The organism is Mycobacterium sp. TY814, assembly GCF_030755175.1.
Lineage (GTDB): Bacteria > Actinomycetota > Actinomycetes > Mycobacteriales > Mycobacteriaceae > Mycobacterium.
Window position 1 is genome coordinate 2,584,224 of record NZ_JAUFRY010000001.1, and the last position, 10,896, is coordinate 2,595,119.

9 protein-coding genes are annotated in these 10,896 nt (G+C 67.6%); 2 read left to right on the top strand and 7 right to left on the bottom strand.

What is annotated here, in order from left to right; all coding sequences use genetic code 11:
* Positions 1 to 2 precede the first annotated feature (2 nt).
* On the bottom strand, positions 3 to 992 hold the full coding sequence (locus QXH22_RS11340; protein ID WP_306275606.1) for a MaoC family dehydratase: 990 nt from the start codon (positions 990 to 992) through the stop codon (positions 3 to 5).
* An 8-nt stretch (positions 993 to 1,000) separates the two neighbouring features.
* Between QXH22_RS11340 and QXH22_RS11345 the strand changes: the two genes are divergently transcribed.
* Together QXH22_RS11345 and QXH22_RS11350 are read left to right on the top strand one after the other, a co-directional pair.
* A complete protein-coding gene (locus QXH22_RS11345) occupies positions 1,001 to 2,221 on the top strand; it encodes an acyl-CoA dehydrogenase family protein (protein WP_306275607.1) in 1,221 nt (406 codons plus the stop codon).
* Between the two features lie 111 nt (positions 2,222 to 2,332).
* Positions 2,333 to 2,719 (top strand): CD225/dispanin family protein, encoded by a 387-nt coding sequence (locus QXH22_RS11350; RefSeq protein ID WP_306243165.1) that lies wholly within the window; start codon positions 2,333 to 2,335, stop codon positions 2,717 to 2,719.
* Here QXH22_RS11350 and QXH22_RS11355 read toward each other — a convergent pair.
* The 6 genes from QXH22_RS11355 to QXH22_RS11380 all read right to left on the bottom strand — a co-directional run bounded on the left by QXH22_RS11355 (position 2,704) and on the right by QXH22_RS11380 (position 10,886).
* Positions 2,704 to 3,651: an enoyl-CoA hydratase/isomerase family protein gene (locus QXH22_RS11355; RefSeq protein ID WP_306276018.1), complete on the bottom strand. Its 948-nt coding sequence runs from the start codon at positions 3,649 to 3,651 to the stop codon at positions 2,704 to 2,706. The genes QXH22_RS11350 and QXH22_RS11355 overlap by 16 nt on opposite strands.
* Before the next feature lie 2 nt (positions 3,652 to 3,653).
* Complete coding sequence (gene fadD4 / locus QXH22_RS11360) at positions 3,654 to 5,177, bottom strand: fatty-acid--CoA ligase FadD4 (protein ID WP_306275608.1); 1,524 nt, start codon at positions 5,175 to 5,177, stop codon at positions 3,654 to 3,656.
* Positions 5,178 to 5,193: 16 nt separating this feature from the next.
* Positions 5,194 to 6,414, bottom strand: a complete 1,221-nt coding sequence (locus QXH22_RS11365) for a sodium:proton exchanger (protein WP_306275609.1) — start codon at positions 6,412 to 6,414, stop codon at positions 5,194 to 5,196.
* 343 nt (positions 6,415 to 6,757) lie between these two features.
* A complete protein-coding gene (locus tag QXH22_RS11370) occupies positions 6,758 to 7,657 on the bottom strand; it encodes a PPE family protein (protein WP_306243171.1) in 900 nt (299 codons plus the stop codon).
* A 172-nt stretch (positions 7,658 to 7,829) separates the two neighbouring features.
* Positions 7,830 to 8,960, bottom strand: a complete 1,131-nt coding sequence (locus tag QXH22_RS11375) for a PPE family protein (protein WP_306275610.1) — start codon at positions 8,958 to 8,960, stop codon at positions 7,830 to 7,832.
* Positions 8,961 to 9,056: 96 nt separating this feature from the next.
* Positions 9,057 to 10,886 (bottom strand): phosphoenolpyruvate carboxykinase (GTP), encoded by a 1,830-nt coding sequence (locus QXH22_RS11380; RefSeq protein WP_306275611.1) that lies wholly within the window; start codon positions 10,884 to 10,886, stop codon positions 9,057 to 9,059.
* Positions 10,887 to 10,896 lie beyond the last annotated feature (10 nt).

Sequence of the window (10,896 nt, forward strand, 5' to 3'; positions counted from 1 at the left end):
GTCTAGAACTGCAGCGCGCTGAAGCGCCAGTCCAGCACCTGCCGGTCCGGCTCGCCGGTGGCGTAGACCAGCGACCGCAGCCCCAGTACGCCCGAGTCGGCCGATTCGACGTGCAGCTCGCTGTACAACGTGTCGCCCTCGTGCACCGGGCCGGTGTGATCGCAGGACTCCCAGCCCAGCACCGTGACCAGGTTCGGCAGCAGCCGGTTGGCCTGCGCGAACGCCAGCCCTATGGTGTGTCCGCCGTACACCAGCCGCTGCCCGCCAACCCGCGAATCATGGTGCGTGGCGGCGATATTCAGCGTGAGCCGGGCCAGCTCGGGAGCGCTGCTGACCACGTCGGCGGTGCTGCGCAGCACCGTCCCCGCCAGGCCGGGGTCGAAATGCGGCCCGGGCACCTTGCGGCGGAACGCCTCGCCGTTCCAGGCTTCGGTCGGGCGGACGCCCGGCGGTGTCGCCACGAAAGCAGCCAGATCGTCGGTGCGGGTCGCGGCGTCCCCGGGCGTCCAGTCCGGGCCGGCCGGCAGCATTGCGCAGCGGTAGAAGTCCAGCACCAGCTGATCGGCCTGGTCGATCGTCGTCATGCGCAGCGTCGCCATGCCCGTGGGCGCCCGGCCCGGCTTGGCCGTGTTGGCGCGCAGACCCACGACTTCGGTTCGGGTGTACAGGGTGTCACCGATCACCGGAAACCGGTGGAACGTCAACCCGCGGTAGAACAGGTTGGCCCTGACCCGCTGAGTGGCCACCGTCGACTGCCCGATCGCCACGTCGCACACCAGTCCCGGGTGCGCCAGCGCGGCCGGCGCCCCCGTTACCGCGAAGCACAGGTCGGCGTCCAGCGCCAACCGCAGCCGGTCGCCGATGATGGCCTGGTGGGCGGCGGCCAGGCCGGGCGACAGCGTGGCCGAAGGCGCCCAGTCGAACGCCTGCCCCACGAAGAGGTCGTCGAAATAGGGCCCGCCTGCGCGCACCGCCGTATACCCGTCTGTCACGAGTTGTCATGCTGGCAGGCTGTCTCAGCGAGGGTCAACCACGCCCGACCCAGAGAGGGGTGCCGGCAGTGAGCACTGAACTCAACGACGACGAAGCGATGCTGGTGGCCACCGTGCGCGCGTTCATCGACCGCGACGTGCGGCCCACCGTGCGCGAGGTCGAGCACGCCAACGCCTATCCCGAGGCCTGGATCGAGCAGATGAAACGTATCGGCATCTACGGCCTGGCCATCGACGAGGAGTACGGCGGTTCGCCGGTGTCGATGCCGTGCTACGTCGAGGTCACTCAGGAACTCGCACGCGGCTGGATGAGCCTGGCCGGCGCGATGGGCGGGCACACCGTCGTCGCCAAGCTGCTGACCCTGTTCGGCACCCCGGAGCAGAAGCGAAAGTACCTGCCGCCCATGGCGACTGGTGAACTGCGGGCCACGATGGCGCTCACTGAGCCGGGCGGTGGCTCAGATCTGCAGAATATGACCACCACCGCACTACCGGCCACCGACCCGGATACGTTGATGGTCAACGGTTCCAAGACGTGGATCAGCAATGCACGTCGCTCCGGACTGATCGCGCTGCTGGCCAAGACCGACCCGAACGCCACCCCGCGACATCGGGGCATCTCGGTGCTGCTGGTCGAGCACGGGCCGGGCCTGACGGTGTCGCGGGATCTACCCAAGCTCGGGTACAAGGGTGTCGAATCATGCGAACTTTCCTTCGACGACTTCCGGGTTCCGGCGTCTGCGGTACTGGGAGGCGTTATGGGAGCAGGCTTTTCGCAGATGATGAAGGGCCTGGAGACGGGGCGGATCCAGGTGGCCGCACGCGCGCTGGGCGTGGCCACCGCGGCGCTGGCCGACGCGCTCGAATACGCCCAGCAGCGCGAGAGTTTCGGCCAGCCGATCTGGAAGCACCAGGCGGTCGGGCACTATTTGGCTGATATGGCAACGAAACTCACCGCCGCCCGTCAGCTCACCCACTATGCCGCGCGCCGCTACGACAGCGGCGAGCGGTGCGACATGGAGGCGGGCATGGCCAAGCTGTTCGCCTCGGAGGCGGCCATGGAGATCGCGTTGAACGCCGTTCGCATCCACGGCGGCTACGGCTACTCCACCGAATACGACGTCGAGCGTTATTTCCGTGACGCGCCCCTGATGATCGTCGGCGAGGGCACCAACGAGATCCAGCGCAACGTGATCGCCGCGCAGCTGGTGTCACGCGGCGGCATCTGACCGCGACGGGGGGTCCGTTTCGCACTGCCCGCGTGCCGTGGGGTGCGCTATATTTGCCTGACTTCGCCGCGAGGCACCAGCAAAGTGGCGACCCAAGGGAAGGCAGCGGCCATGAGTTATCCGTCGGACCCGTACGGCGCCAACCCGGGTTGGCAGGGCCAGCCGCCGCCGAGCTACGGCGGGCCGCCCGCGTACGGCGCCGGACCGGAACCGGACAACTACCTGGTGTGGGCGATTCTGAGCACGGTGCTGTGCTGTCTGCCGGCCGGCATCGTGTCGATCGTCTACTCCACCAAGGTCTCCGGACTGTGGGCACAGGGGCGCTACGGCGAAGCCCAGGAAGCCTCCCGCAATGCCAAGAAGTGGGCGATCATCAGCGCCATCGTGGGTGCGGTGGTGATCGTGGTGTCGATCATCCTCTACGTCGTCCTGATCGCGGCGGCCGTCTCGATCGACAACCACATCCAGACGACGTACACCACCTATTCCGGGTACTGAGCAAAGCCGATCGCGTCCACCAGACCCCACGCCCGCGCCGTCTGCGCCTCGACGGTGTGACCCGAGAGCACGAGATATGCGGTGCGCCAACGGCCTATCCGCCGGGTGACACTGACCGTGCCGCCGGCACCGGGTAACAACCCCAGGCTCAACTCGGGCAGTCCGAATACGGTGTCCGGCGCCGCCTGCACCCACCCGCAGAATGCGGCCATCTCCAGCCCGCTGCCCAGCACCCGCCCGTGCACCTGAGCGCGACAGGCCCGGCCGAGCCGGCCGGTGAGTTCGTCGAGCACCAGGGCAGGACTGTGCCGGGTGCGCGCCAGGTGGGCGCTGGCCGGGTCGGCGAAGGAGCCGAACTCGGCGAGGTCTCCCCCACTGCAGAAGGACGGACCGTTGCCGCCCAACACGATTCCGGCGATCGACGGATCGAGCTGCGCGACGGCCAGTGCCTCCAGCAGCGCCGCACGCGTGCCGGTGCAGAAGGCGTTGTGCCGGTCCGGGCGGTTGAAGCTGATGCGCAGGATGTCGTCGTCGCGTTGCACCGTAACGGGTTCGGCGCTGTCCGGGACCCGCGCCGGTCCGCGCTGGGACAGCCAGCGGGCGAATTCGGGTCCGGCCTGCAAGGTCGAATAGGCCAGTGACTCGGTGACCAGACCGCCCAGCGTGGCGCCGGCCGGGTCCAAAGAGCGCAGTACGTCGTCGCAGACCGCACTGGCGATCGGCCACTGTTGGCAGCGTTGCGTCAGCTCGGACAAAACCCGCGGCACCGAATCCACGGTGACCACCCGGGGATCGTCACATCGGTGCTCGGACAGCGTGAAAGTCGCTGTGTCCAGCCAGTACTCGCTGTGCGGCGACCCGTGGGCGACGATCACACCCGGCGGCGCCGCCACATCGGGCTCCGGCGCGCTGGACAGATCGACCACCCGCAGGGTCACACCGAATACTTCTCGATCAACTCGTTCTTGTAGAGCTTGCCGGTGTCGGTACGCGGCAGCTGCGCCTCGAACGCAATCGACCGCGGACACTTGAAGTGCGCCAACCGTTCTCGCAACCAGCCCGACAGCTCCTCGGCGAACGCCTCGTTGGCATCAGCCGGGTCGACGGTCTGCACCGCCGCCATCACCCGCTGGCCCATCTCGTCGTCGGGAACGCCGAATACGGCCGCGTCCAACACCTTCGGATGGGTGACCAGCAGGTTCTCGGTCTCCTGCGGATAGATGTTCACCCCGCCGGAGATGATCATGTGGTGACGGCGGTCGGTGAGGTACAGGTAGCCCTCTTCGTCGAGAAACCCGATGTCCCCGACCGTCATCCAGCCGTGCGTGTCCCGCGACGCGGCGGTCTTCGACGGGTCGTTGAGGTACTCGAACGAATACCCGCCTTCGAAATAGATCTCGCCCGGATGACCGGGTGGCAACTCTTTGCCGTCGGGCCCCAGGATGTGCAACGCGCCGGACATCGGTTTGCCGACCGAGCCGGGATGGGCCAGCCAGTCCTCGGCGGTGATCAGCGTCGAACCGATCGCCTCCGAGGAGGCGTAGTACTCGTCGACGATCGGCCCCCACCACTCCATCATCTGCTTCTTGATCAGCACCGGACACGGCGCGGCCGCATGCATGACCCGCTTCAAACTGGACAGATCGTACGAATTACGCACCGCTTCCGGCAGTTTGAGCATCCGCACGAACATGGCCGGGACGAACTGCCCGTGCGTCACCCGGTGCCGCTGGATCGCGTCCAACGTCCCCTCGGGATCGAACTTCTCCATCACCACGGTGGTCAGGCCGGCCGCCTGCACCGTCAGGGACCACACCGACGGCGCCGTGTGGTACAACGGCGCGGGGCTCAGGTAGACCGTGTCGGGGTCCATCCAGAACCCGACCAGCGCCGACATCATGCCCGGCGCGTCTTCCGGCGGCACATGCGGCAGTTCACGTTTGATGCCTTTGGGCCGGCCGGTGGTGCCCGAGGAGTATTGCAACAGGTCACCCTCGATCTCGTCCGGGATCGGGGTATCCGGTTGATCCGCAACGCATTCCGGATAGCGCTGCCAGCCCTCCAGGGCACCGTCGGCGAGCAGCAGCACATCGGGCAGACCGTTGGGCAGATGGTCGCCGAGCCCCGCGCACACGTCGCGCAGCGCCGCCGACCCGACGATGGCCCTGGCGTTGCTGTTGTCGATGATGTACGCCGCCTCGGCCGCGGTCAGATGGGTGTTGATCGGCACGTAGTACAACCCGCTGCGCCGCGCCGCCCACATGACGGCGTGCATGTGCTCGTTGTTCTCCATCAAGATGGCGATGGCGTCACCCTCGCGCAGCCCGGCCTGCCGGAAGTAGTGCGCCAGCCGGTTCGCGCGGGCCTCGAGCTCACCGAAGGTCACCACGGTGCCGGACGGGTACAGGATGACGGCGGGCTTGTCGGGATGAGCCAGCGCATGCGGGCGAATCTGCATGGCTGAACTCTACGAGTCAGCCGCGCAACGGTGCGCGCAGCGTGGGCAACACCTGCCGGCGGTTCACCACCAGCGCGACCACGGCGACCATCGCATACACCCCGCTCAGCGCCAGCCGAGCCTCGGTCGAGGCGACCGGGAACTGCACCAGGAACAGCGTCAGCAACGCCCACGCCGTGCAGCGGTGGAAGCGCAGCGCCAGGATCAGCGCCACCCCCATCAGGGTCTGGGTCGCAGTCAGCAGCATCTCTTCGACCTGCCGGCCGTCCAGGACCAGCTGGTCGGCGCCGCCGCCTACCAGGTGGGCAATCGGCAACGAACCCACCAGCAGCGTCCACTGGTTGACCTTCGAGGAGATCAGCGTCGCGATCGCGGCGGTGCCCTTGCCGCGGCTGGCGAAGATGATCGCGATCACGAACTCCGGCGCTTCCGAAGCGAGCGGCGCCAGCCACTGCACCAGCAGGAACCGGTCGACACCCAGCTCGGTGCCGGCGCCGATCAGGCTCTCCGCGAAGGGTTTTGCGCACGCCAGGATGACCCCGGCGGCGACGGCGAACAGGGTGATGACCGCGGCGCGACGGGCCCGCTCCGGTAGCCCACCCAGGGCCGCGGCGGTGCCCATCAACTCGGGCTCCTCCACGGCGCCGCGGCTGAGCTTGTAAAGGTAGAAACCGAACCAGGCCAGCAGTGCGACGCCCAGGGTGATGTGGATACGGCCGGTCGCCGGCACGAGGAAGGCGACGATCCCCGCGACGAGCAGGAACCCCAGTTCCACCCGGTTGCCGCGCTCGAGCCGCAGCGCAGCCGTCGGCCCGCCCGTCCTGCGCGCGACCCACAGCGCCACCAGCACCACCACCGGCCAGCCCAGGCCCATCAACAACCGGTTGGAGCCGGTCATATTGGCCGCGGCGTACTGGGTGTACTCGGCGTGCGAGCCGGACTGGTAGGCGTAGTAGAGGTCGACGGCGTATTCGGGCAGCACGGCGATCAGCGCCAGCACCGCGATGGCCAGGCCGCCGGACACGTCGAGTTGCGCCGCCTCGGCCGCCCAGGCCAGCAGGAAACTCGCCGCGACGACGGCCGCGCCGTAGACGACCAGCGACAGCACGGGTGCGGGATGCAGCCCGGCGCAGCGCACGACGAGCGCGGGAGCGATGAAGATCGCGGTGGTGAGCAGCGAGCGCAGCAGCAGGTCTGCGGGTGTCCGGGTCCGACGGCGTTCGGCGATCAAAGCCATTAGCGTCCTTCGGTTCCTGCGGTCCGGGGCCCCGTCGGCGGTGGCGAGACTTCGGACCGACGTTGTGTCGGCCGAAGGTCTCGCTCGCCGGAAAACTCCCCGGTGGATGACCGGGCGACCGAAGCCGCCAGTATGTCGACCATCCGCAGCCGCCGGTAACCAGGCCGGCGATCTGGAACTACTCCCCTTCGCTACCCCGAGGCTAACCTTATTTGGATCGTCTGGCAACTTAGCGAAGCTACGAGTTTCTCGATGTCGGTGACCTGTATTTGCTGATCAACTAGGTATAATTTTGTTTTCGTTGACCCGAAACTATGGATTTGGCAAACCCCAACAATCCGGGTCAGCCTTGCACCGTCGGCCGAACGTTACGGATGTAGTCCAAGTAGTCGGGCGGGTAGCCAAGCCGGATGAGGCGATCCCTGAGGCTCTCGCCAAACTCGGATGACGCCAGGATCTCGAGGTCTTGGCCGACCAACTGCGCCGGCACACTCGCGGTTCTGGCCAGGACGTTGCCCGCGGCCTGGGCGTCGTAGGCGATGGCCGAACCGACCTTCTGCACCGCCGGCATGACGCGACCGGCGCTCAGATCCGCGCCCGCCTCCGTCGCCATGTCCCTGGTGAATCGTGCCGCACCCGAGATCTCGGCCGCGTTCGCCGTCGCCGTGGCAGCCAGAGTCGCACCGTTCGCCGCGTTCAGCCGGCCGACGAGGGTGCTGACATCCGCCAGGTCCTTCTGCCACGGGGCAATTTGCGCCGCCGCCGCTGAGGCTGCACCGTGGTAGCTCGCGAGTGCGGACACATTCTGGGCCCACAGCTCGTCATACGCACCCTCGATGGCCGCAATCAGCGGACCGTTGAGACCCAAAAAGTTCGACCGCACCGCGGACACGAACTGCACACGATTGGTTCGCACCGTCATCGGATGCGCCACGGCGGCTTTCGCCGCCTCGAAAATCCCCGCTACCGCGTTGGCCTGGGTGGCAGCGGTGGCGGCACGGGTCGCCGCTTCGCCGAGAAAACCCGCATATTTGGCGGCCACTGCCGTCATCGCCACCGACGAGGGCCCCTGCCAAGGACCACCAGCTAACCCGGCAGTCACCGACCCGAAGCAATCAGCAGCGCTGCCCAACTCGTCGCTCAAGCCGGTCCACGCCGCAGCCGCACCCAGCATCGGCCCGGATCCCGCACCGGAATACATTTGCGCCGAGGTGATTTCGGGTGCCAATACCGCAAAGTTCATCGGTGGATCCTCTCGCATCCGGCAGCCCCCGTGCCGATAGCAAGAAATCCTACGACCAAACCGTGCGCAAAATTAACGTTTCCGCAAACTAGTCTTTTCAGCTACACCGGCGGCACTGATGGCGGTGTCGACCCTGGCGACCCTGGCGGCCCTGACGGGCTGACCGGCCGCGTCAGCCGGGCAGCACGGCGGCCGCTGCGGGCGCGCCGGTCAGGTACCCGATGTCTTCACGAATCAGTTCCGCCGGCAACGAGAGATCTTCGATGCCCAGGCGCGCCACGGTGTCCGCATCGTAGGCAACCGCAGCGGCGACATCCCTGGCCGCGGCAACTGGATCGCCGCCCACGACGGCGGCCTCCGCTGCCCGCAGGCTGCTTTCCGTCACTGCCGCCGCGCTCGACAGCTGCACCTGGTTGTCGCTGACCACGCGACCGATTGTGGCCGCGTCCATCTGCAGCAGGCCGCCGAGGTCGGCGGCCGGCGCGGTGGCCGGGGGCCTGTTGCCGGGCGCCGCCAGTATCTCGATGTTCTTGGAAACGATCTGCCCGGGCAGGGCGGCGTTCTCGACGAGCAACCGCCCGGCCGTCTGTGCGTCATAAGCGACTGCCGAGCGCAACGGCCCCCACAAGCGTCCCGGACCGAAGCGCGCTTCGACGAACGCCTTATTGACAGCGTCCCGGGTGAAGCGCGCCGCGTCGGCGATCTCGGCCGAGTTGGCCGCTGCCCGGGCCTCGATCATCGCCTTGTCGGTTTCGACCACCCGGCCGATGCGCGCGCCGAAGTCACCCAGCGCCTCCTGCCACGGCGCGATCTGGGCGGCCGCCGCCGAGGCTCCGGTGTGGTAAGCCGCCAGCGCGGACACATTCTGGGCCCAGAGTTCGTCGTATGCGCCCTCGATGGCGGCGATCAGCGGAAAGTTGAGGCCGAGGAAATTGGACCGGATTGCCGAGACGAATTGCATGCGGTTGGCCCGCACCGCCATCGGATGGGCAACGGCCGCCTTCGCGGCCTCGAAGACGCCCGCCACCGCCTTGGCCTGGGTGGCCGCCGTTACTGCGCGGGTTGCCGCCTCGGTCAAAAAGCTTGTGTACCTGGTGGCCACCGTCGTCATCGCGGCCGCCGCCGGACCCTGCCAGGGGCCGCCGGTCAATCCCGCGGTCACCGACGCGAAAGAGTCTGCGGCACAGCCCAACTCCTCACCCAATCCGGACCAGGCCGCAGCGGCGCCCAACATGGGTTCGGAGCCTGCGCCGGAATACATCTGCGCCGAAATGACTTCGGGTGCCAGCACCGCAAAGTTCACCAGTGGACCCCTCTCGCGTTCGAGTGTCGACAGCGAGGGATCCTACGACGCAGCGCAGCGGAAATTTACGTTTCCGCAGAACCGGTGTGCCAGCTGCTACTCCGCTTCGCGCAACCGCTCCTTGAGCGCGTCGAACTCGTCGCGAATGCCGGTGGGCAGCTTCTCGCCGACGAATTCCAGCCACTCCTCGATCAGCGGGATCTCCTCCCGCCACTCGTCGGTGTTGACCTTCAGCGCCTCGGCCACGTCCGCGGCGTCTGCTTCGAGCCCGTCGAGGTCCATGTCCTCCACTGCGGGGACCGTGCCGATCGGGGTGGTGCGCCCGCCGGCCTTGTGCTCGATGCGGTCGACGATCCACTTCAGCACGCGGCTGTTCTCGCCGAAGCCCGGCCACAGGAAGCGGCCGTCGTCGCCACGGCGGAACCAGTTGACGAAGAACACCTTCGGCAGCTTGGAGTCGTCGGCGTTCTTGCCCAGGTTGATCCAGTGGCCCAGGTAGTCACCGACGTTGTAGCCGAGGAACGGCAGCATGGCCATCGGGTCGCGTCGCACATTGCCGACCTTGCCCTCGGCCGCGGCGGTCTGCTCGCTGCCCAGGGTGGCGCCGATGAACACGCCGTGCTGCCAGTCGCGGGCCTCGGTGACCAGCGGAACCGTCGTCTTGCGGCGGCCGCCGAACAGGATGCCGGAGATCGGCACACCCTGCGGGTCGTCCCACTCGGGGGCCAGGATCGGGCACTGCGACATCGGGGTGCAGTAGCGGGAGTTGGGGTGGGCCGCGTTGGTCTCCGTCTCGCGGAAGTACCAGTCGTTGCCCTTCCAGTCGATCAGGTGCTGCGGGTCGCCTTCCAGGCCCTCCCACCACACGTCGCCGTCGTCGGTCAGCGCGACGTTGGTGAACACGGTGTTGCCGCCGGCGATGGTGCGCATGGCGTTCGGGTTGGACTTCCAGTTGGTGCCCGGCGCGACGCCGAAGAAGCCGAACTCGGGGTTGACGGCGTACAGACGGCCGTCCTTGCCGAACCGCATCCATGCGATGTCGTCACCGAGGGTCTCGGCGCGCCAACCGGGGATGGTGGGCTGCAGCATCGCCAGGTTCGTCTTGCCACACGCCGACGGGAAGGCCGCGGCGAAGTAGTACGCCTTGTTCTCCGGGGAGATGAGCTTGAGGATCAGCATGTGCTCGGCCAGCCAGCCCTCGTCGTGGGCCATGGCCGAGGCGATGCGCAGTGAGTAGCACTTCTTGCCCAGCAGCGCGTTGCCGCCGTAGCCGGACCCGTAGCTCCAGATCTCGCGGGTCTCCGGGAAGTGGGTGATGTACTTGGTGTCGTTGCACGGCCACGGGACGTCCTGCTGGCCCTCCTCCAGAGGCGCACCCACCGAGTGCAGTGCCTTCACAAAGAAGCCGTCGTCGCCGATCTTCTCGAGCGCGGCCTGGCCCATCCGGGTCATGGTGCGCATCGAGACCACCACGTACTCCGAGTCGGTGATCTCGACACCGAGCTTGGGGTCCTCGGCACCCAGCGGACCCATGCAGAACGGCACCACGTACATGGTGCGGCCGCGCATGGAACCGCGGTACAGGTCCGTCATCAGCGAGCGCATCTCGCTCGGGTCTTTCCAGTTGTTGGTCGGACCGGCGTCGATCTCACGCTCGGAGCAGATGAAGGTGCGGGACTCGACGCGGGCGACATCGGACGGGTCGGACAGCGCCAGGTAGGAGTTGTGGTGCTTCTCGGGGTTGAGCCGCTTGAACGTGCCCGCCGCGACGAGCTGGTCGGCGAGCCGCTGGAACTCCTCCTCCGAACCGTCGGTGAACACCACCCGGTCGGGCTGGGTGAGTTCGGCAACCTCCTGCACCCAGGACAGCAGCCCCTGATGGTTGGTGGGTGCGGTGTCCAGGCCGGGGATGGTCGCTGAGGTCATCGAACTCTCC